Raw genomic sequence first — 21,796 nt, forward strand, 5'->3', positions numbered from 1 at the left:
TATGTACTCCATCGATAAACACATTGACAATAAAGATTTTTTCGTTTTTCATATCAAGGGAAACAAGTCCAAACCGGTCTTTAGCCCTCAGGAGCAACAGATATTGGCAAACAACAGTCTATATTCCCTCTGCCTCATAAAAAAAGGGGAAACTTCCTTTATAATAAATGACCAACGGATACAGGTCAGACAGCATCAACTGCTGTTGACTCATCCATCCTCAAAAGTCAATGCTGATTCGGTCGCTAAATCGTGGGACTGCGAGGTCTATCTGATTTTCTTTAGTATAGATTTTACGTTTAAATTGGAACTTCAAAAAGACTTTTTTGACTTTACAAAAAAGTCACTCGCATTGAATAGCAATCATATTTTTTCACTTTCGATACCAGATGCCGCAAACCTGTCTAACCTATTCAAGCAGTTTATTCATTACGACAAGCAAGGTGGAGACTATATTTTCAAACCACAGATTATCAGATCACTGACGGAAGTATTGTTTTGTGAGATCGCACGTTTAGCCAGCCAAAACATAAAAAATATTCCTGTGGTACCTTCACGGAAAAGAGAAATATTATCCAATTTCTATTTGTTACTAAAACAATCTTTCCGTCAGGAGCATAGGGTACAGTTTTACGCTTCAGAATTGAATATTACACCCAAACACCTCTCCGTGATCACGAAAGAACTCACCGGAAAGCCAGCAATAGAATTGATCCAGAATGTTTTGGTGGAAGAGGCTAAATGTTTGCTCCGTCAAGGGCTATCGGTCGGAGAAATTGCGAAACAGTTACATTTCTCAGACCAGTCTTTTTTTGGAAAATTCTTTAAGCGAAATGTAGGCATATCGCCTAAAGAATTTCGTCAAAAAGCCTGATTAAACAAAATCGTTAAGATCAAAGATGGTACTAAATTGTTTATCCGCGGCGGAAATATCCTGTAGTTTATCTTCCCCCCAAGTCTGCCCTTTCAGCCATAGTGTCTGACACCCAACAGTCTTGGCCGGAGCCATATCCTTACTATAGGAATCCCCCACAACTAAAATTTCAGCAGCAGGTAAGCCCATAGCCTCCACGCCTAATGCATAAATCGCTGGATCCGGTTTACGTACACCCACTAACGCTGACTCGACCACCGCTTTAAAATACGATAAAATTCCGAAATCAGCCAACACAGCTTTTAGATTACCATAGAAGTTGGATACCATTACAATGGGGTATTGATCACCTAGAATAGCCAATAATGGCTCCACCTTTGCAACAGTATCTTTGGCAAGTGAATAACCGTCAAATGCGATTTTATCAGCCAATTGCATATCCAGATCATAGCCGGCAGCTATGAGATATTCAAATTGCACCTTGAGTTTCGCTTCAAGTACCTGCAGGAAATTAAACTCCGGTTTAATAATCGGCTGAATGGCCATTTGACGTTCGGCGTAGGCATATGCTTCCTGAAAAGAAGTTAGATTGACAGGGACTTGATATTTTTCATAACCGGACCATATCACTGCTCCCCAATGTCCGCCGTTCGTATCTAATGTGCCACCATAATCAAATATAATCCCATTAACTATAAACTTATCCATTGTTATTTCTTTTTAACTAAACTCATCCAACCTAAACCAATCATGATCCAAACAATCTCACGGATCCTTGTCACGATCCCCATAAAGATACCAACAGAAGCTGGCAAGCCTATACTCATCACAGCCATCGCCAAACCACCTTCACGTGTTCCCAGCTGCATCGGAAAGAAAAAGACCAGATTTGCAAATAATGAAGACCCCGAACTAATAATCATGGCATCAATAAAATCGATGTTGATATCCAATGCCAGGCCAATAAAATAGATCTCAAGACATCCCACCACCCGAGCTACAAATTCCCAAAAAAGAGACTTATAAAATCGGTCTCTACGGTTTTGAAATAAATTCTTCACTTGTTGGTCGACATCATTTAAGGTTTCAAATTTTGATTCCAGTAGACTATTGATTTTCTTTCCAACCAAGGGCAATCGTGAGAGGGCGCTTAATAAGGAAACTGTAATTCCCTTTTTATAGAATTTTGTAAACAACCAGGTACATACTATTGCCATAACAAAAATTACAGCACAGGCAACATTCACCAAAGTACTTGCGGGCACAAACCATAGGATGAGAAACACGGATACCACCCAGAATAAAATATGGGATAGAATATGCATCACACCATAGAGCAGCACGGATGAACCGGCCTTTGAACCACCAACATAGTTCTTCAGTTCCATAATACGATAAGGTTCGCCTCCCAAGGCTACAAATGGTGTAATGTAATTAATAGCGTAACCTGACACGGTCAATTGCAGTACTTTCCAAAAAGGAACATCGGTCTGCGGTAATTGCGGCTCTTGAATAATCGCTTTAAAAGCCATGGCATTCATCCAATAAAGAATAGCCCAACTTCCCAATACCGGCAAAAACCACCAACCAATTTTCGCTAGATTCGTCCAAATCTCCTGAACTCCCATAGCATGGATCATATAGGCCAATGTACCTATACCAATTAGCATAAAGAGTACTTTATAGATTTTACTCCCCATAGGTTGGATCCTTTGTTAATTTATCAACAAAATAACCACTTACCTTTTCCTGTCTATTACACATATAGATTAATATCGGATTTAAGACAAACATATCAAAGAAAAAGTAAATCCATGGTTGACCTATAAATAACCAAACAAAGAGAAAGATTACCCGCGTATTGAACTGCACAATATTGGTGTACTTCATTAATGGTTTATTTTTTAGTCTGAAATCTACCATTAATTGTTTAGGCAAATCATCCTTGTAACGGGATTTGACAATATGCAGTAACTGCTGCAATTTAGGCGATAACTTTTCCTGGTTTCGGGTATACCCCATATAACCATTCAGCACAAACTTGCTAAAAAAGTTTTTTCGCCAAGATAAGGCGTCATAGTCAACTTTCAAATCACGTGTATTATCCAATTCACTGCCAGCCTTGCCTTTGATAAAATAGAGGTGAACATTCCGGTAATAGTCCGCCATGGCAGACTGTAACATATGGGATACCCCTGCAAGAATACAAAATACCCATAACCAATTCGACCAGCCTTCATTGATACTGCGCAAACAAATGGCAATATGGATGGAGGCAAACCAAAAATCACCTGCAAAGCCATCCAAAATACGACCAAAACGGCTTTTATTATTTGTCATCCGCGCCAATTGTCCGTCTGCGCTATCCAACGAATTAGCGAAAACCAACAACAGCATTCCGATCACATTAATCCATAGCTCTTCATAATAAAATAAAATTCCTGCCGCAACACCAAAGAAAATACTTATGATCGTCACAGCATTGGGTGTAATCCCGATTTTAGCACATACCTGTGCAATACGATAACCAATCGGTCTATAAAACCAAATATCTATTTTTTCTTCGGTATCATTAGATTTTAAAGATTGTTCGAATGCACTCAAATTCTCTTCTTCGATTACATTAACTTGTTCTCTCTGCATTGTGGTTCTTTTCAGTAAATTTATGGTAAACCATTTGTGCAATGGCTTCGGCTGCTTCTGCTCGACAAGGTGCAAAACTGGGCCAATCATTTAGATCGATAATATGAAAACCGCCATTTGCATCAATAATCACATCACCGCCATAGATATGAACATCCAATACTTCTGCCGCACGATTGGCCACTTGCTTTAATTTAGCTAAATCAAATGGAAAATGGACAACTTCGTCATTGATCTGTTCATACAAATCGTACTTATGATGATTATGTTCATAGGGATAAAAGTAGAAAAAGAAATCGGTATCCCTGACCGCATAAAACTTTAATAGGTCTCCTGCAAGATGCTCGGAAATAACGGCCTCCTTAATCCCCCGGAGCGCATATTCGTTTAGGATATGCTGTGCTTCTTTAAGGCTCGCAGCAAAAGTAACATCTTCTTTATGAATGGCGTGGAAATCCCCACGTTTGATCCAGACACCCTTTCCCTTCAGTTTTTCAAAAATAGCCTGTATATCTGCGACTGTTGAAATCACGATACTCTTCGGGTAAGGAACCCCTCCTTCTAACAACTTAAGGGTCATGTTTTTTCGAAAACAGTTTTCAATTCCGAAACCCGAATTCAATACGTTAACACCATTATTTTGGAGGTATTGCAACTTCTTAACCAAAGTCTTTGTTCTACCCATTGTCAGCACGTTTTCCTGTTTGATAGAATCCAGTGCTAAGAATTCATCCTCATTACAAACCTCGACTGACGCACCTCGCTCGGTCAATTTTAGCACAACTTCGTTAAATATTGCAGCATCGTTCCCTACATGATTGGGAGAAAAGCGGTTTTTACGCGTCACGCCTAAAATAGAAATCATTTCGCTCATTTTACTAACTAACTTCCCCACTCAAAAACTGTTCCGCTACGACTCGGTCCTTCAAGTGGTCGATATCTACTACTTTTTCAAATACAAATGCTTCAACATGCAGATCATTTTCCAAAAGCGCACGCTGAAAGTTGCGCATCCTGGAATTTCCAGCTGCAACGGAATTTAATGCACAGCGCATTGCCGCTTTACGAAAGCAGTAAATACCTCCTGAAACAAATTTTGTTTCCGCTGTAGCCTGATCCAAAAATGCTTCCACGTTTAGCTCCTGATCTGTGTTCACATATAGCGGGCTCTCGTCATCGACAAATGGTGTGACTGCCATAAAAGCGTCTGCATTTTTCTTTTGCCGGAAAGTTGTTAGGTATTCGTGAAATTCATGGGGTCTAAAAACAGTATCTGTGGTTGTCAGACAACAGGAGGTCCAATTTGGATTGCTTTCCACCAATAAGGCAAAACTATGCAGGGAGCTCGGTGTATCCTCCTCGATCAAGACAATAGGAAGATCGAATGCTGTCTGCGTTAAAAATTTCTTCAATTCAGGTGATTGCCTATTGATAATAACATGCACTTGCTGCGCACCTTCCTTAGCAAAGACACGAATCAATCGTTCAATTAATGGAACACCATGTAAAGGTAGCAGGGGCTTAGGCAAATTAAAGCCTTCTTTTCGCAATCGAGATCCTTCTCCCGCCGCAATGATAGCAAATTCCATTCCTTCTAATTGCAAAATAATATCATTCATTAAAAAAGTAAAACCCCTGTCACGATCTTAACGTTTGCAAACGCAAAAATTTACAGCGGGTTATTTCTGGACAATTGCTTGATAGCCCCTTCCACATCTCAAAATAGAGGGGGTTACACAAGCTCATGCACTAATTGTCCTGAAGAAAAAGGGGAAGAATTACCTAAAGCAATTTTTCCCCTTTTTGTAAAGGTAATTTATTGAATACTGTCTACTAACTCCTGGTAATAATCTAATCCCAGATGCGTAATCAAATCTTCACCCATAATATGGCGCAAAGTATTTTGCAACTTCATTAATTGTTTGAAAATATCATGCTCAGGAGGCAAACCTGGTGCCGTTTGCGGAGATTTCAGGTAAAATGATAACCATTCCTGGATGCCTGACATACCAGCGCGTTGTGCCAAATCAATAAATAACGCCAAATCCAACGCAACCGGAGCAGCTAAAATTGAATCACGGCACAAGAAATTGATCTTGATCTGCATTTTGTAACCTAACCAACCAAAAATATCGATGTTATCCCAAGATTCTTTGTTGTCACCATGAGGTGGGTAGTAATTGATACGTACCTTATGGTATAAATCACCATACAGTTCAGGATTCTTTTTCGCATCTAGGATTTCTTCCAATACCGATAATTTAGAAACTTCTTTTGTTTTGAAGTTTTCCGGATCATCCAATACCAATCCATCGCGGTTACCTAAGATGTTTGTTGAGAACCAGCCTTCTACAACAAGTGCTCTCGCCTGAAGACCAGGAGCAACAATTGTTTTCATCAACGTCTGACCTGTTTTGAAATCCTTTCCAGCGATTGCAACGCCATATTCCTGTGCCAATTCAACGATCGCAGGAACATCACACGTTAAGTTCGGAGCGCCATTCACATAAGGAGCACCTTCTTTTATCGCCGCATAACAATAGATCATACTTGGTGGAATGCGTTGATCATCATTATCCAATGCCTCCTCTAATTTTGCAATTGTTGAGAAAGCTTCGTTTGTCTCAATATAGCGTTCGGTAGAACCACACCATACCAATACCACACGGTCTAATCCATTTTTTTCTTTAAATTCACGGATATCGCGTTGTACCGCATCAGCCAGCTCGCGACGTGTTTTTTCTGTTTTGATGTGTGTGCCGTCCAAATTTTTAACAAAATTCCGATCAAACACCGCTTTCATTGGTTGAATTGCCTCCAATTCAGCTTTTACAGCATCTAATTGACCTTGTTCCAATACCTGTGCTTTTGAAGCAGCTTCATATACGTTATCTTCATATACATCCCACCCTCCAAAAACGACATCTTCTAATTTTGCCAAAGGGACGAAATCCTTGATTAAAGGATTCCTATTCTCCGTGCGCTTACCTAGACGGATTCTGCTCAATTGAGAAACAGATCCGATCGGTTTTGAAAAACCTTTGTTTATAGATGCCACACCAGCGATTAATGTTGTAGCCACAGCACCCAATCCCGGAATAAGAATACCCAATTTACCATTGGCATCTTTCACTTGTTGTCCCATATTAATTCTATATACTTAATTTGTTATTTAATTGATGTTTTATGATAAAATAATTCTTAAAATTAGCTTAAAAAAACATATTTCATACCCCACTAAACTTTATTTATAAAATCGTGACAATTGATTTTTCTAAGCCTATTCGAAGACAAAAGAAATACGATGAAACGAATTTGCCCGCCAATAAAATATCACCCATCTCATTGAAATTTAAGTCTTTTGATCATACCTTAAAAAATAAAATATAATCATAACTAATTTTACTCAATATATTAACATTAAAAAACTAATCCAAATACAATTCAAAAAAAGTTATTCTTACTAAAAAATTGGTCAATTTTTCTTTTTCTATTCGTTATAAAAATGACAATAAAATTGGAAAATGATTTCGGGAGCCTTACCTTTAGGCTGATAATTGAAGAAACCGTCATGAGTTTAGATTAAACGAGTGCAACAAGTTTATGTAAACCATGAAAAATCAACATTCCTAAATATTTATTTCAATGAAAACTACAATTTCGTTTCTGGCTTTCGCTTTGTTAACTGGAAGTCAGCTCTATGCCCAGACTGCTGTAGATTCCGCTTATGTTCGGGATCATTATGAGAAAACCGAAGTAACGATTCCGATGCGCGATGGCAAGAAATTGTTTACTGTGATCTACAGCCCCAAAGATAAATCGAAGAAATATCCAATTTTATTGAACCGAACTCCCTATACGGTGGGCCCCTATGGTCAAAACGTGTATAAAAAGAGCCTGGGTAATTTCCCTGCAATGATGCGGGACGGTTATATCTTTGTCTATCAAGATGTCCGTGGGAAATGGATGAGTGAAGGCGATTTCGAAGATGTCCGGCCCACAACGCTCAGTAAGGATAAAAAAGCAATTGACGAAAGCACGGATACGTATGACGCCTTAGAATGGCTACAGAAAAATGTGAAAAACTACAATGGAAAAGCGGGCCTATACGGGATTTCCTATCCAGGTTTCTACTCTACGGTAGGATTGGTCAAGACTCATCCCAGTCTTAAGGCTGTCTCACCACAAGCCCCTGTAACCGACTGGTTTATTGGGGACGACTTCCACCACAATGGCGTATTATTCCTACAAGATGCTTTCACATTTATGTCAACATTTGGTGTTCCACGCCCAAAACCAATTACCCCCGATCAATTCAAAAGTAATATCCAGGTCAACGAGGTCGATAAATATAATTTTTTCCTTGAGGCCGGAACCGCTAAAGAGCTTAAAGAAAAATATTTTGGCGATTCGGTCAAATTTTGGAACGACCTATTTAAACATCCCAACTATGATGAGTTTTGGAAAACCCGTGTCATCACCAATTATCTACAGGATGTGAAACCCGCTGTCATGGTTGTTGGTGGTTTTTTCGATGCCGAAGATGCCTACGGGACGTTTAAAACGTATCAGTCCATCGAGGAAAAGAGTAAAACAAACAATTCGATTTTGGTGGCAGGCCCTTGGTACCACGGTGGATGGGTACGTGCTGCAGGAGATTACCTAGGCGATATTCAATTTGAGAAAAAAACAAGTATCACCTATCAGGAAAAATTTGAGCAGCCGTTTTTCAGTCACTATTTAAAAGAGGAAGGTAACTTCTCTGCTGCCGAAGCCAATATCTTTATTTCCGGAAGCAATGAATGGAAACAATTTGAACAATGGCCCCCGAAAAATGTGGAGACCAAAAAGCTTTATTTTCAACCACAGGGCAAGCTCGGTTTTGAGAAAGTTCAACGTACCGACTCATGGGATGAATATGTAACAGACCCCAACAAACCCGTTCCCCACCAGGGCGGACTCATACAGACCCGCACACGCGAATACATGGTCGATGATCAACGCTTTGCGGCCAATCGTCCCGACGTCATGGTCTATCAAACAGCTCCCCTGACAGAAGATATCACCATTGTGGGTCCGATCAAAAACTTCCTCAGGGTGTCTTCAACGGGTACGGATGCAGACTATGTGGTTAAACTTATTGATGTTTATCCCAATGATGCCCCCAGTTTTGAAGGGAAAACAATGGCGGGGTATCAGATGATGGTCCGAGGGGAAATAATGGCTGGAAAATACAGAAATGGTTTTGACAAACCTCAGGCTTTGACGCCTGGACTCGTGGAAAAAATTGATTTTGTGATGCCTGATGTCGCGCACACCTTTAAAAAAGGACACCGTATCATGGTTCAGGTACAAAATTCCTGGTTCCCATTGGCGGAACGGAATCCACAGGTATTTATGGAACCCTATACAGCGACCAAAGCCGACTTCCGTAAAGCAACACAGCGCATTTTCCATGACGTCAACAATGCGACCTATATCGAATTTGACATCCTAAAAGATTAAACAGAGGTGAACAGAATTGACAATATCAACAAGTGGTCCATGAGTAAACTATCCACATAGACAGCGGCCCCATTATTTTAAAATAATGGGGCTGCTAGCATTTACCAAATGTCGTTTACGCGATTATGATTCTTCCACGAATTTATTTTCTGCCGCTTTTATTCCTGTCAATAACAGCAGGACAATACTAATTGCAAGAAAGTAAAAGGAGTAGTCCCAGGATGGGTCTATCTCATGCAATTTTCCAAAAATTGGTGGGCCGAATGCTGCAATCAAATACCCGACTGATTGCGCCATTCCCGAAATTTTGATGGCATTCGCTGTCGATTTTGCCCTTAAACTAAAAAAGAGAATAGAAAGGCTAAAAGACAGACCATTGGAAAGTCCTAATAATATGGCTGCAACATAGATCCCATCGAGCTTATATAAAAAGAAGATCAAAATGCTGCCCAGCATACCCACCGCAACAGCAACAGCCATCAGTCGCTGATCTTTCATTCGGTGCGCAATAATAGGCCCGACAAACATAATGGGGATCATCGCAATCTGGATCAAAAACAACAACCAACCGGTGTCTTTGGCAGCCATCCCATAATCGACCAATACCTTGGGCAACCAGGAAATCAAACTATAATAAACCAATGATTGAATTCCCATAAATATACTGATATACCAAGCCAATCTGGATTTAAAAATATGCCCAATCCCAGTCTGCGCTTGCTTTTTCTGTTCAGGAATAACATTGTTTTGCCCACCTAGCCGATCAAAGAAGACAGCAATGATTGATAAAACAGCCAATATCACCCAAACGCCAAGGGAACCTCTCCATCCAAAGCCAGTCCACTCCCCCAAACGTAGACTAAAGCCCGATGCGAATGCCGCTGTCAAATTCATTGCTACGGCAAAAATACCAGTCATTAGCCCAATATGCTTGGGAAAACTGGTCTTAATATAACCTGGAGCCACTACATTACCCACACATATTCCTAAGCCGATCATGACGGATCCTGCAAACAAAGAAGCTGTACCGCCCCCTACCCTTACAATGATTCCCACAGCAAGAACAATCAATCCAAACAACAAAAAACGATGCATACCCTGAACGTGGGAATACTTACTCACCAGGACCGAACAACTTGCAAACATAAAAAGAGGAATTGCCGTCAATAAACTACTTTGAAAGCTATCTAATGTAAGATAGTCACTGATCTGACCCAAAACAGGCCCGACAGCCGTAATCGGCGACCTCAGATTCGTTGAAACTAAAATTACAACCAATACAGACACCCAGCTCCAGGATATAGTGTTTGATTTTTGCATATTATTATTCATATATTATTTATTTCTTGGATGTAATAGCTAATGTTTAGCGGTTGAATGCTTCCGCAAGAATATGGTATTACCACATGATGAATACACCTACAAGAAGATCTGTTGCAAAGATAGATTCAGTTATTTAATTAAATTTGCCATTGATTTAATTTATAACGACATGGGCTGTTCCAATCATATTGAAACAATTGAGAATATAAAAAAATCTAATTTTGTCTGGTTTGAAGAAAATTGGGTTCACGACGATGCGTTACATACACATCGTAAAGCGCAGTTGATTTATGTCGAGCAAGGGTTCCAATACCTCACCGTTGAGGGAAAAATGTATCTGCTCCCCCAGAATCATGTAGCATGGGTTCCCTCAAATGCTTTACATAAGACCAATTCACAGTCCAGGAGTATCAAGTTAATGATCCTCTTTTTTGATATCAAGCAGGGAGATCCATTTTTCGAAAAGGTTCAAATATTCGCTGCTCCGAAGGTGTTAAGAGAAATGATCTTATATGCCGAAAAATGGTCAAAATTGACGGAAGAAAATGAACATGAAACGATTTTCCTTCGTGCACTCCTTAACGAACTTCCCGCCTTCGGATCCCGCTTATTGCATCTAGAAATTACGCTGCCGAGTGAAAATAGATTACAGACAGTATTAAATCACCTACACGACCACTATACCCATCCTATCAAAATGGAGGAAATTGCGTTATTATCCAATCTTTCCCTGCGTACTATTGAACGATTATTTAAAAAGGAAACGGGAATGACCCTGGTCAAATATCAGCAATTGCTACGGCTAATTAAAAGTCTTGAATTATTAAGCACAGGTGAACTGACCATATCCCAGATTGCCTACAAAGTCGGGTACCAAAGTGTACAGGCCTTTACAAATAGTTTTTATGCTGTCATGGGCTACAGGCCTTCCGCTTTTATAGAGCATTAACAGCATAATGAGAAGCGTGTTTGTAGCTTTTTAACTACAAAAAACAAACAGGTTGTTAAAAATAATAAACAAGATTTGCATATGTGTAAAATACACACTATCTTTGTTGCATCATAATTTAGGTTTATAATTGGTTATTTAAGGTTTTCATTCTCCCCGTTTGAAAACCTTTTTTTTTGTCCCTATATTTTCTATTAAATTCTATTTGATGTGCCTTTTATGACTGATCCTGTTATAATCTCATTTATAAAATAGAGAAGGAAACCCTACAAAATAGCAGCCTTCAGAAAATCATCATTCAAATTAAATTCTCAAAAAATTCAATAATTCTTCAACAATAGTGTATTTTTAACCGTAAGTTCAAAATAGGAGAATCCTATTCGCAACATAAACATAAAAATACATCGAAAATATAAATAAACACATATGGCAGAGCATGGGGATTTACAAATCGCAATATTAATCGATGCGGATAATGTTTCCTATCGAAAGATCGAAGAGATTCTGAACGAAGTCAAACGCTACGGTATCCCGACGATCAAACGGATCTACGGTGACTGGACCAATCCTTATGTCGAAAAATGGAAGGATAAGCTTCTCACCCATGCAATAACCCCCATCCAGCAGTATAGCTATACACAAGGTAAAAACTCGACGGATTCAGCTCTCATTATCGACGCGATGGACATTCTACATTCCGACAGGGTCGATGGCTTCTGTATTGTATCGAGCGACAGCGATTTCACCAGACTGGCAACCCGTTTAAGAGAATCGGGTAAGTTGGTGATCGGTATTGGAGAGAAAAAAACGCCGAAACCTTTCATCGCTTCTTGCGACAAATTTATTTATGTTGAGATCTTTGAAAAGAATCAAAAAAAGGAACCTAACACAAAGAAAAAACAGCAGAATCAGCCCAAACCTGTACCTGTAGACAATCCAACCAGCATAGCAGTGCTTGACGAAGAGACACTGGAATTATTAAAAGACACCGTTGATGACACCGCAGATGAAAATGGATGGGCATTTTTAGGAGAAATTGGTAGTCTTTTCAATAAAAGAAAACCGGATTTCGATGCGCGAAATTATGGCTACGATAAAATGTCTCACCTTTTTAAAGCCTATACGGAGGATTTTGAAATCGAAGAACGTAATACGGACAAATCGCGAATAAAACATTATTATATTCGAAACATCATTAAACGACCGCTATCCGCCATCGCCCCTGCCCCGGCAACTGAAGTTCAAAAAACGACATCAAACACAGCTTCAAAAACAGCGGAAGTTGCCGCAAAACCTGCGAATCAGAATACACGAAAAAAGGGCCGTCAAGATAAAAAACGTCAGGATACAGCCACAGTAGAAAATTCAGGAAAAGAAACCCCGACAGTTCAGCAGAAAGAGGAACAGCAAGTAGTAGAAAGCGTAGCGCAAAACGATTCTCCCAATCGCATGTCATTTCCGGCAGCGGGAAATAAGATTACAGCAGACGATGTTAAAAAATCGCAAATCAGAATTACGAAAGATTTTAAACCTCTGTTTCCAACAAAATCACAAAAGCTACGGATCATTATTGGCTCCAACGAATATGAAGGTAACTTCACCTACCGTGGACGCGGATTCCATGTCCTTAAACTAGGCAAAGAGGCCGCGATCCAACTTGGACTAGCGGAAGGGATACAACTGGAGATAACAAAGCTCAACGAGCATAGCTATACACTTCAAAATCAATCTAATTAATTTTTGATAAACTGGAAAATTATCTGAAGTACTGGTTGAATCCAAGCGAACATTCAGTCAGTACTTCAAATCATACAAGGATTCTTTATCTCGTGTCCCAACAAGTAGTCGATCAGCACTTCACCTTTTAATACGCTCACCTAAATTTACTGTTCAAAATTAAAGCTAAACCCTTAAAAGTCATCGTATACAATGCTACAAAGAATACAGTGCTACAAAGAACTTTTTGATCATCAACTGGTAACAGGTTTATCTTCCACCGGCAAACTCCATTGTGAAATGGTAGTTTTCGTCAATAGGCACTACTTTTCTATCAACCTTGCGCAGATCACGTGCTTCTTCTGTCCATAAAAAAGGATAAAATGAAAACACTTGATTTCCATCCAATTTTTGCACATCTTCCACCCATTCCTTCCATTTAAATGTTTCGTAAAATTGACGGATTTCACCCCTCAATGTCCAATAGATAAAATCAGAATAACCGCACTCCAAACTTTCCCATTGCAAGGTGTCCTGTGCAAAATAATAGACCTGTCCTATGCCCTCACCCAAGGCTCCAGCATTAATCGCAAAATAGCCGCCCAAAACATCGTCGGCAATTAACAGAAAACCACCTTTCTCCCCTTCTTTGTCAAAGCTTTTCCCTTTGTTCCACTCCATGATACCTCGATTCAATTTAGCAGAACCCGAGCCTAGAATCCGTAGCCATCCCCCATCGATAAGTATTCCACCGGTTTGATGAATAATAGCACCCATAGGAGATTTTGTGGTAATCTGAGCTCGTAGTAACTCTTCATCTGCACGCTTTGGATTTCTGGGCAGTACCTCATAAGAATTACTTGCTCCCCTCATCCATTCTTCGACCAGATTCCATCCTGAATCTGTCGGATTAATCAACTCATTTAGACTCTTCATTCCCTGTGCTTTATATTCAAAACAAACCATATTTATCGCCTTTACTACATCCACTTTCAATAGAAAGAAAAATAAAGTGACGCATCTTGAATTGCCGAAATTACCACAATTCTTCCTGTCATCCAAATCACATAAGTTCAGTGACTAAAGTCTAAAATCCGATTTAACCATTACTTTACGCACAAAACATAAGAACCTTGAAGCAATTTTCGTTAAATTTAAACCATGCAACATGAATTAGAAAAACTTCGGTATCCCATAGGCCGCTTTGCCGTACCAGATCATATTGACAAGCAATTACTGAATGATTGGATAAAAACAATCGCAGACTTCCCCGCACGACTCAAATCCGAAGTCAGTGACCTGCCAGATATCGCTTTGGAGAAACGATATCGTCCAGACGGTTGGACCATCAGACAAGTAGTGCATCACTGCGCTGATAGCCATATGAATAGCTTTGTCCGTTTTAAATTAGCGCTGACAGAAGATTACCCTACGATAAAACTCTATGAAGAAAATCTGTGGGCAGAACTTCCAGATGCCAAACATAACCCCATTGAAAGTTCCCTAAGATTATTAGAAGGTTTACACCAACGTTGGGAAATCTTACTAAAGAGTCTGAGTGACGAACAACTGGAACGCGCATTTATTCATCCGGTTACCAAAAGGTATATTTCGCTCAAAGTAAATATAGGCCTATATGCCTGGCATTGTAATCACCATTTGATGCATATCGTCAACGCAAAAAATAGTCCATTATAACAGTTGATATTTGTTTCAGCGATATATACGTAAATACACACTTACGAAGCCATATTTGAAAAAAGATCGAGGGCTATACAAATAAAATGCAGGAAAATAGGGGTGTCCAACCGTTTAGGACACTCCTCTTTAATAAAATTGTACCGATCTAACTAAGCCGTCAACCACAATACAACGATAAAGGCACCAAAGGCTCCCAAAGCAAGGCCTACGATACCGGCGATCAAAAAAGTCCGCAGATAATAGCCGAACGTTTTGGTCTTTTTCTGGAGGATATGGATAATCCCCACTATCAGGGAATAACCTGCACCTACGCCAAAAAATAGCATAAAGGCTAGGTCGATCAGCATACCTGTGAAATCTAAATTCGCAGAAGATAACATCGTGCAGGTTATTTTTTCTTTTTAAACAGTTTACTGAAAAAGGATGAACTACTATTACCTGTAGGTTCGTCCTTTGCTTCCACTTCCCCACTTTTCTCGTCCGCCCAAATTAACAATTCGGGTTCAATATCCAATTCGTGTTGTCGGGCAAAGTTCGACCAGTAGGCATGTTTTTCCTGATCCCTAAAGTCGGGATCATTTTTATAATAACCCAATAAACTTTCTGTAGCAGACTCATAGACACTATAACGATTTGCCCGCTCAAAATAATGAATGGCTTTTTTACTGTTCTTTTTAAATTTTAACCCCGCATCATACATCAAACCGTAATAAATATTGGAATAGCTATCCGCTTTATCTTTCTTCAGATAAACAAGTAGACGGTCATAGTCATCTAAACTATAATAAATCGAAGCAATATTGCGATTATTTTCAACCAGTTTCAACTCCGCTTTTTTGTAGTAATCCAATGCTTTTTCAAGATCTTCCTCTACATAGGTTCCACTAAAATAGAAATAACCCAAGTTGGATAATGCATAGCCATTCCCAAGATCAGCCCCGTTGTTATAGGCCTCAAAAGCTTTTTTTAGATCCGATGTATAGCCTATTCCATGCTGGTATAGATAACCGATGCTATTCCAAGAAGACGCATACCCCTTTTTGGCGGACCGCTCATAGTATGCAATTCCTTTTTTCAGGTCCAGAAAACGTGTGTCTTCATTATCAGTATCCGTATAGATATTACCGAGCTCATACATACTGCTTTCATTGTCCTGATCAGCTGAAAATGTAAAGTAACGGATGGCATTTTCGATGTCTCCATTTCTCCAGCAATCCATGGCCATGTGATACAATGTATAGCTATCATAAGCGGATTCAAAATCTACACCCCGATCCGATTTCCACTGGGTGAAAAAATGGTCAAAAACCTCAAGTTCCTTTCCTTCCAACTTGTCCAGTGCCTTGATATAATATCCATACTGATCTTGGGGCACCTCTTCCAATCCCTCATATCCTTTATTGAACAGTTTGCCGTCGCGCAACATCATTAGATCTTGATAATGCCGTACACTACAACAGATGAAATCGAAGGATTCACTCAGTTCTTTGCTATCAGTATCGTAGTAATAATACCCGCCCACCTGATCTTGCAGGATAAAATAGTCCATCAGCGCATAGCTGATTGCGGCATAATGTGCTGACAATGGAATCAGCCAACTTTTAGTCTCTGTGTGATAGATTCCTCTTTCCGATTCGGTTTGGATGATATAACAATTAAAGGCACCATTACCAAAATCTGCACCTCCCTGTATAGATTTAATCGTCAGATCTTGCAGAAGAAAACCCTTGCTAGCGAGGTCATACAAAAAATATTTACCTTCCGAAAGGTAATATAATGCACTGAGCCCATTCATGGCATTTAAAATAGCTACATCTTTTACCAAAAGGGAGCCGTCTGCTGCATGGACTGATTTCTTTTTTTTATTGTTTAAATTGACTGCGTAAAAATCAAACAACAATTCGTTCAAAACCCCTTCTGGATACTCGCCCAATAGAACACCCTGACTGGAATAGTATTTACGTAGTTTGCTGTTCGCTATCGGCTGATAAATAAAGCCCTCGTAGTCTATTTCAAAAGGCTCATCAGAACCTGTCGCATGCAAGCCCTTACCTTCGGCATCGATAATGTCATATTTCCCGTCCCGCTGTCCCTGGTAGAATCCATAAGCAAAATCGTCCAAAACCGCATAGTTCAAGGGAATAATTGTAGCGCCAGTTTCCACGTCCACCAAGCCATGCTTGCCCACTAAACTCACTTTTCCTACAATCCTGCCACGGCCACTCTGTACAGGCGCTGCAGCGTCGTAAATACAGGGAATAGTCTCTTCGCCCTTTCTATTTAAATAGCCAAACAAACCTTCTTTCGCAACAACTGCAAAGCCATTGTAATCAAAGTCTCCGATCTCGTCATAGCGGGGTTCAACTTTCTCCTCACCCCTCGCATTCCGGATTCCCCAACGTCCGTTTTCTTCAAAAAACTGGTTATCAAGGCTATCAATAGCTTCCGTATTCCACCAGCCCAATCCATAGTTGCTCCACTCAGCTTCTAACATCGCTAAAAAGGAATCATAACCTGAGCGACTCAAAATAGGATAAAGCGCTGATAACGACTGCTTCTCTATTGCTTTTTCGTAATACAGGTTCTTCTCATAAATTTCAAATGCAAAATCCTTTGCTTGTTGGCTATGTTTAACCTCAGACATATTAAAAACATCACGCGCATTGATCTGGAAGCATTCAAATGGAAGTCCATGCAGAAAATCGAACATTTTTTCGATGGTCAACAGAACAGCAGCATTGGATATCAAATTATACTCCTGAATAAGCAGATCGTAGAATTTTCTCAATTTTAAAACACCCGCTTCTTTTTCAGCATATACTAAGGTTCCTTTCGCTTTTGGATTTGCGGCAAACAAGGGCAGCAACAGATCTGGAATGACATAGTTCCATTCACCCAAATAAGCACGGAAATACTCCTGATCTTTTTTATCTGTGTTATAAATATAAATTCGATGTGCCATATTGTTTTTTTATTCTTCTATATCAACGTCATTGTTTTTAGCAAAATCAAACCAAAAGTTGTATTTAGCGGCATCTGCAAACGTTCCATTTTTATAGTAATACAAGAGACGGTTGACGGCATAAGCATAGGTAGCGTTTTGGTTTGCCTGTTCGTAGTAACGCAGCGCCTTTACCATACTCTGTTTCACACCCCAGCCTTCTTCATACAAAATCCCATAATAAATTGCAGCATACTGTCCCGCTTTATCCTTTTTCAGATAACGTAAAAGATTAGTGTAATCTTTTTGTTGATAATAAATTTCAGCTATCTGTGCATCGTTGTCGATGCCTTCTTTTTCAGCCTGCTTAAAATAATGCAAGGCTTGCCCATAATCCTGTTCAAGATGCTCTCCTTCATAATACCAGTGACCAAGGTTACTCATGGCCTGCCCTTCCCCAAGTGCTGCTGCTTTTTGGTATGCTGTTAAGGCTTTGGGAATATCAGGCGGCAGACCGAGTCCTGTAGCGTAGATAAAGCCTAGATTAGTCCAAGCTTGCGCATGATCCTGTGCTATCGCCTGCTTGTAGAAGCCGATTGCTTTAGGAATATCCAGAAAATCTTCATGATCCGTATCGCAATAGATATTGCCAAGAAGGTACTGACAGTCGGCACTACCCCGGGAGGCGCCGATAGTCAACAAAGGTATAGCTTCGGCTATCTTACCGGCCCAATTTAGTTTCCGTGCTTTTTCATACAGCGTCTCGTTATCAAGATAAGATTCGTAACCTGCTCCCTTCCGTTTTGTCCAAGCCTGATAGAACTGTACAAAATAACTCTGGTCAGTTCCCTGCAAATTATATTTTTCGGCATACAAACGGCCAAATGCTGTTTCAGGAAATTCAGCAATATTTCGTTTTTGATCTACATAAAACAGCCTTTCTCCTTTAAATAAGAGCAAGAATTCACCTTCGCTTCGTTCCGGATGTGGATCATGAATTGGCGCACTGACATAATCGTAAAGTTCGCTACAGAAATTCACTTTTGTATCAAAATAGCGCATTCCTTCGGACTCATGGATACGCATAAAGTCCATATAGCAATATTCGATTTTTAGATAAGCCGGATCCGGTTCGAGCAGCCATTGATCCAAATATGCTTCATATATCCCCTGCCCCTCGGCACAGGCGACAACAAAGATATCTTTTCGAAAGTTTTTAATGCTATCGACCAAGATTTTATCAATGGATCGATCGACTAAACGGAATAGGTCATGCGCGAGTGCATAAATCCGCCATTGTTTATTTTTCAGGTATGCGATACTACGATAACCATCCAAAACGATGATACGATCAATCTCTTCATCCAGCACAGTGCCATCGGGCTTGATGATTGAAATCTTTCGCTGCAACTTATTGGGTTTGATCCAGAAGTAGGCGTTGGGGAGAGCCTGTAAGCTATCTTCCAGAAAACTGCCCAGATAGTGACCGTCCATACGAAAGTATTTCCGCTTCATGGTACCCTTTTGCCGCTTATAAAAAAGCTTACAGTAATCGTATTCAAAAGGTTCATCCGCCGATTCGGCAATAACCTGTGTTCCATCAGCAGCAAAAAGAAAGTAATTATCACCTTGCTTTGCATTCAAAAAACCACGGGCAAACCAGTCCAAATCATCATAAGCAGCAGGTAATGAAAGTTGCTTGCTATCAATATTCAATATACCACGTTTCCCTTCGATTTCGACCTCAGCGTAATTAACCCCATCGATAACACGCGCGTCAAACGCCTCAACGTACTGACAGGATACGATCTCCTTTCCCTGTTCATTGATGTAACCAAACAGATGATCCCGTTCAACCACAGCAATCCCTGCTTCGTTGAATTCAAATATCTCATCATATTTCGCAGCGACCAGGATATTTCCACCCGCATCCTTTAATCCTTGTTTTCCATTTTCTTCAAAAACTTCGGCTCCCTCTTTCTGAAAGGCATCTTCTTCCCACAAGCCCAAACCATAATTAATCCAGTCTGTCTCGAGCATTTCCAGAAAAGTATCGTAGCCAGACGGGCGCAAAATTTCCTGTAGCGGATCCAAATTTTGTTGCTCAAAGGCCTGTGTATATAATGCCCCTGTTCTCCTGATTTCATCAACCCAGTCACTCGCCTGTTCCGTATGGTTTTCTTCATTCATATTGAAGACATCCCGACCATCGATTTGAAAAGTATCAAATGGCAAACTTTCCAAAAATTCAAACATCTTATTAACAGGTTCGGTATACTTCTTTTTGTAATGCAATTGATAAACATCAGCAAGCAATGCATAAAAATAGCGTAGCCTTGCAATACCGTCTTCCTTATTGGCATAGAGCTGTGTTCCTCGGGAACGGATATCCGAAGAAAATAGCGGGAACATCAAGGCTGGAATTTCATAATTCCATTCGGCCAGATGTGATTCAAATGTTTCTTTTGTTTTAAGATTTACGTTATATATATAAATGCGATGCGCCATAACCTTATTGCTAGATAGCCTTAAAATAGATCGTGCTTACCTCAATAGATGAAAACGGCAAGCACTATACCCGATGCAGTAAAATTACAGCTATTATTAAATATTCTGCTTAGCGGAAAACAGGGATTTTTATTTTTACAGATTTTCCGCAACTTTGAACCGGATTTTGTTTAATAATAAAATAATAGCTCTATTTAATGTTATGCGCTATCTTATTACACCTTTGCTGATCTTGTTTGCAAGCTCGGCGTGTCAGGAAAAACAGCAAAAAAAGCAGCAGTTAGCACTACCGGCGAGCCAATTCAGCCATAGCAAGGATACGCTGGTTCAGCGACCTAAAACACCGACGCTGTCCCGCTTGGACAGCATTGATCAAGCAAATGCAACAAGTATTCTTGAATCGGATGAATTAACAAAGGCACAGGTCAACCTTAGTACCAAAGATAGTATTATACGTTTACGGGCGAATATCCGAGTCGACCATCGTTTTTTTGGTTACGAACAGCCAAATATTCAGTCAAAAAAGCTGCTATTGTTCTCTATTTTTACGAATGATGTGCAAGATAACCCTTTCCAGCTCAAATTCGGCGCATATTATGAGACATCAGGGTTGGATGACAAAGGCCTCAAGCTAAAATACCTGCGGACAAAAGATGATTTTATTGAAGCTGAGCTGATCGATGTCAGTGGCTATCCGGTTACAACAATTTATTTTGAAAAAAAATGGGTTGATATTAAATAATAGCAAACAATCCGATATGTAATTTTTTATTCAACACCTTTATATTGGTTGCTGTTGTTTATTTCAGCAATAATATCTAACCTGTAAAAACCTGCTCGCTTATCATGCGGTGCTCCATAGAAAAAATTCCTAAAGTATAGCTGCTGATCTCCTTTCCAAAAGATCTCTTTTAGGGTACATAGTTCAAAGTTATTATTCCAATCTAAGGGAATCTGCGCATAGGTCAGATAGACCTCATTTTCCTTTTTTTGCAAAAAATAACTGGAACATTCCTGTCCGTCAAACATGCCATTCAATCTATATTTCTTATGCTTAGAGAAATAGACATAGTCTAAATTGCCGATTTCTTCCACATCCCATTTTCCTAGACGCAAATCGAGCGCCTGATCGGTGCTATGCCCCCCTTCAAGCAGCAGAACCTCCTCGGAAGGATAATATTTTACAAACATATTTTCAAACAGATCAATCTCTCCTTCTGTTTTTCCAGCTTCTAGCAATCGGCCATCGTTAAATCGTACCCGAACAATTAAATCTCCCTCCACAACGGTATCAATTTCCATTGGCTTACCTGGCATATAACGTCCAAATTTAACACGTCCCTGCAATAGTTTTCTCGCGACATTGATATCGCTAATGGAAGCAATGGTATCCCTTCGGTAATCGGCCTGCTGCCGCTCCTTAAAAAAATTGACGGAATCTATCTTATAAATTCGGATCATGTTATCCTGGAAGACAAGCGAATCGACCGCTGGCTTTTCGTTTACAATAGTCTCCTTTATCGGAGAAAGAACAGGATTTTTCACTTGGTTTTGTTGACATGCCGAGCATATCAACAAAACAATACCTACGCAATAAAGTACTTTATTCATCACAGTGCATCATTAAGATATTCTA

18 protein-coding genes are annotated in these 21,796 nt (G+C 39.8%); 6 read left to right on the forward strand and 12 right to left on the reverse strand.

What is annotated here, in order from left to right:
• Nucleotide 1: 1 nt before the first annotated feature.
• Nucleotides 2-874, forward strand: a complete 873-nt coding sequence (locus ACK8HY_RS07325; protein WP_077432663.1) for a helix-turn-helix domain-containing protein — start codon at nt 2-4, stop codon at nt 872-874.
• Here the strand turns inward: ACK8HY_RS07325 and ACK8HY_RS07330 are convergent, their stop codons facing one another.
• The 6 genes from ACK8HY_RS07330 to ACK8HY_RS07355 all read right to left on the reverse strand — a co-directional run bounded on the left by ACK8HY_RS07330 (nt 875) and on the right by ACK8HY_RS07355 (nt 6,662).
• On the reverse strand, nt 875-1,582 hold the full coding sequence (locus tag ACK8HY_RS07330; RefSeq protein WP_077432662.1) for an HAD family hydrolase: 708 nt from the start codon (nt 1,580-1,582) through the stop codon (nt 875-877).
• Nucleotides 1,583-1,584: 2 nt separating this feature from the next.
• Entirely contained in the window at nt 1,585-2,574 is a 990-nt protein-coding gene (locus ACK8HY_RS07335) for a lysylphosphatidylglycerol synthase transmembrane domain-containing protein (RefSeq protein ID WP_077432661.1), read from the reverse strand.
• Nucleotides 2,564-3,517, reverse strand: a complete 954-nt coding sequence (locus tag ACK8HY_RS07340) for a CDP-alcohol phosphatidyltransferase family protein (protein ID WP_077432660.1) — start codon at nt 3,515-3,517, stop codon at nt 2,564-2,566. Before ACK8HY_RS07340 ends, ACK8HY_RS07335 begins: the two co-directional genes overlap by 11 nt.
• The gene (locus tag ACK8HY_RS07345) at nt 3,498-4,382 is read right to left on the reverse strand and encodes a hypothetical protein (RefSeq protein WP_254846154.1); all 885 of its coding nucleotides are present in this window, start codon (nt 4,380-4,382) and stop codon (nt 3,498-3,500) included. Before ACK8HY_RS07345 ends, ACK8HY_RS07340 begins: the two co-directional genes overlap by 20 nt.
• Before the next feature lie 13 nt (nt 4,383-4,395).
• Complete coding sequence (locus tag ACK8HY_RS07350; protein WP_254846153.1) at nt 4,396-5,136, reverse strand: nucleotidyltransferase family protein; 741 nt, start codon at nt 5,134-5,136, stop codon at nt 4,396-4,398.
• A 197-nt stretch (nt 5,137-5,333) separates the two neighbouring features.
• Nucleotides 5,334-6,662, reverse strand: a complete 1,329-nt coding sequence (locus ACK8HY_RS07355) for an inositol-3-phosphate synthase (RefSeq protein ID WP_416133230.1) — start codon at nt 6,660-6,662, stop codon at nt 5,334-5,336.
• A 500-nt stretch (nt 6,663-7,162) separates the two neighbouring features.
• Between ACK8HY_RS07355 and ACK8HY_RS07360 the strand changes: the two genes are divergently transcribed.
• Nucleotides 7,163-9,022: a CocE/NonD family hydrolase gene (locus tag ACK8HY_RS07360; protein ID WP_416133231.1), complete on the forward strand. Its 1,860-nt coding sequence runs from the start codon at nt 7,163-7,165 to the stop codon at nt 9,020-9,022.
• A 123-nt stretch (nt 9,023-9,145) separates the two neighbouring features.
• Here ACK8HY_RS07360 and ACK8HY_RS07365 read toward each other — a convergent pair whose 3' ends face one another.
• On the reverse strand, nt 9,146-10,354 hold the full coding sequence (locus ACK8HY_RS07365) for a CynX/NimT family MFS transporter (protein WP_077432656.1): 1,209 nt from the start codon (nt 10,352-10,354) through the stop codon (nt 9,146-9,148).
• 61 nt (nt 10,355-10,415) lie between these two features.
• On the opposite strand from ACK8HY_RS07365, the gene ACK8HY_RS07370 reads away from it, so the two are divergent.
• Both ACK8HY_RS07370 and ACK8HY_RS07375 read left to right on the forward strand, forming a co-directional pair.
• Complete coding sequence (locus tag ACK8HY_RS07370; protein WP_416133232.1) at nt 10,416-11,294, forward strand: helix-turn-helix domain-containing protein; 879 nt, start codon at nt 10,416-10,418, stop codon at nt 11,292-11,294.
• 426 nt (nt 11,295-11,720) lie between these two features.
• Nucleotides 11,721-13,031 carry an NYN domain-containing protein gene (locus tag ACK8HY_RS07375; RefSeq protein WP_416133233.1) on the forward strand — a complete coding sequence of 437 codons (1,311 nt, stop codon included), beginning with the start codon at nt 11,721-11,723 and terminating at the stop codon, nt 13,029-13,031.
• Nucleotides 13,032-13,280: 249 nt separating this feature from the next.
• Here ACK8HY_RS07375 and ACK8HY_RS07380 read toward each other — a convergent pair whose 3' ends face one another.
• Nucleotides 13,281-13,946 (reverse strand): DUF2625 domain-containing protein, encoded by a 666-nt coding sequence (locus tag ACK8HY_RS07380; RefSeq protein ID WP_077435675.1) that lies wholly within the window; start codon nt 13,944-13,946, stop codon nt 13,281-13,283.
• 225 nt (nt 13,947-14,171) lie between these two features.
• Here ACK8HY_RS07380 and ACK8HY_RS07385 point away from each other — a divergent pair, with 225 nt between their 5' ends.
• Nucleotides 14,172-14,708, forward strand: coding sequence for a YfiT family bacillithiol transferase (locus ACK8HY_RS07385; RefSeq protein WP_077432654.1), 537 nt, complete (start codon nt 14,172-14,174; stop codon nt 14,706-14,708).
• Nucleotides 14,709-14,860: 152 nt separating this feature from the next.
• Here the strand turns inward: ACK8HY_RS07385 and ACK8HY_RS07390 are convergent, their stop codons facing one another.
• The 3 genes from ACK8HY_RS07390 to ACK8HY_RS07400 are packed head-to-tail and all read right to left on the reverse strand — an operon-like array spanning nt 14,861 to nt 20,160.
• A complete protein-coding gene (locus ACK8HY_RS07390; RefSeq protein WP_077432653.1) occupies nt 14,861-15,091 on the reverse strand; it encodes a hypothetical protein in 231 nt (76 codons plus the stop codon).
• Between the two features lie 8 nt (nt 15,092-15,099).
• The gene (locus ACK8HY_RS07395) at nt 15,100-17,673 is read right to left on the reverse strand and encodes an SEL1-like repeat protein (protein ID WP_416133234.1); all 2,574 of its coding nucleotides are present in this window, start codon (nt 17,671-17,673) and stop codon (nt 15,100-15,102) included.
• Nucleotides 17,674-17,682: 9 nt separating this feature from the next.
• Complete coding sequence (locus ACK8HY_RS07400) at nt 17,683-20,160, reverse strand: tetratricopeptide repeat protein (protein ID WP_416133235.1); 2,478 nt, start codon at nt 20,158-20,160, stop codon at nt 17,683-17,685.
• 202 nt (nt 20,161-20,362) lie between these two features.
• Here ACK8HY_RS07400 and ACK8HY_RS07405 point away from each other — a divergent pair, with 202 nt between their 5' ends.
• Entirely contained in the window at nt 20,363-20,902 is a 540-nt protein-coding gene (locus ACK8HY_RS07405; protein ID WP_077432650.1) for a hypothetical protein, read from the forward strand.
• A gap of 26 nt (nt 20,903-20,928) precedes the next feature.
• Here ACK8HY_RS07405 and ACK8HY_RS07410 read toward each other — a convergent pair whose 3' ends face one another.
• Nucleotides 20,929-21,771, reverse strand: a complete 843-nt coding sequence (locus ACK8HY_RS07410; RefSeq protein WP_139350976.1) for a hypothetical protein — start codon at nt 21,769-21,771, stop codon at nt 20,929-20,931.
• Nucleotides 21,772-21,796 lie beyond the last annotated feature (25 nt).

The organism is Sphingobacterium sp. NGMCC 1.201703, from assembly GCF_047784615.1.
In the GTDB taxonomy this organism is placed as follows: domain Bacteria; phylum Bacteroidota; class Bacteroidia; order Sphingobacteriales; family Sphingobacteriaceae; genus Sphingobacterium.

Bases quoted from the DNA above. Each gene is read 5' to 3' on its own strand.
- ACK8HY_RS07325 (WP_077432663.1), top strand. From the start codon at position 2: ATGTACTCCATCGATAAACACATTGACAATAAAGATTTTTTCGTTTTT.
- ACK8HY_RS07330 (WP_077432662.1), bottom strand. From the start codon at position 1,582: ATGGATAAGTTTATAGTTAATGGGATTATATTTGATTATGGTGGCACA.
- ACK8HY_RS07335 (WP_077432661.1), bottom strand. From the start codon at position 2,574: ATGGGGAGTAAAATCTATAAAGTACTCTTTATGCTAATTGGTATAGGT.
- ACK8HY_RS07340 (WP_077432660.1), bottom strand. From the start codon at position 3,517: ATGCAGAGAGAACAAGTTAATGTAATCGAAGAAGAGAATTTGAGTGCA.
- ACK8HY_RS07345 (WP_254846154.1), bottom strand. From the start codon at position 4,382: ATGATTTCTATTTTAGGCGTGACGCGTAAAAACCGCTTTTCTCCCAAT.
- ACK8HY_RS07350 (WP_254846153.1), bottom strand. From the start codon at position 5,136: ATGAATGATATTATTTTGCAATTAGAAGGAATGGAATTTGCTATCATT.
- ACK8HY_RS07355 (WP_416133230.1), bottom strand. From the start codon at position 6,662: ATGGGACAACAAGTGAAAGATGCCAATGGTAAATTGGGTATTCTTATT.
- ACK8HY_RS07360 (WP_416133231.1), top strand. From the start codon at position 7,163: ATGAAAACTACAATTTCGTTTCTGGCTTTCGCTTTGTTAACTGGAAGT.
- ACK8HY_RS07365 (WP_077432656.1), bottom strand. From the start codon at position 10,354: ATGAATAATAATATGCAAAAATCAAACACTATATCCTGGAGCTGGGTG.
- ACK8HY_RS07370 (WP_416133232.1), top strand. From the start codon at position 10,416: ATGGTATTACCACATGATGAATACACCTACAAGAAGATCTGTTGCAAA.
- ACK8HY_RS07375 (WP_416133233.1), top strand. From the start codon at position 11,721: ATGGCAGAGCATGGGGATTTACAAATCGCAATATTAATCGATGCGGAT.
- ACK8HY_RS07380 (WP_077435675.1), bottom strand. From the start codon at position 13,946: ATGAAGAGTCTAAATGAGTTGATTAATCCGACAGATTCAGGATGGAAT.
- ACK8HY_RS07385 (WP_077432654.1), top strand. From the start codon at position 14,172: ATGCAACATGAATTAGAAAAACTTCGGTATCCCATAGGCCGCTTTGCC.
- ACK8HY_RS07390 (WP_077432653.1), bottom strand. From the start codon at position 15,091: ATGTTATCTTCTGCGAATTTAGATTTCACAGGTATGCTGATCGACCTA.
- ACK8HY_RS07395 (WP_416133234.1), bottom strand. From the start codon at position 17,673: ATGGCACATCGAATTTATATTTATAACACAGATAAAAAAGATCAGGAG.
- ACK8HY_RS07400 (WP_416133235.1), bottom strand. From the start codon at position 20,160: ATGGCGCATCGCATTTATATATATAACGTAAATCTTAAAACAAAAGAA.
- ACK8HY_RS07405 (WP_077432650.1), top strand. From the start codon at position 20,363: ATGCGCTATCTTATTACACCTTTGCTGATCTTGTTTGCAAGCTCGGCG.
- ACK8HY_RS07410 (WP_139350976.1), bottom strand. From the start codon at position 21,771: ATGAATAAAGTACTTTATTGCGTAGGTATTGTTTTGTTGATATGCTCG.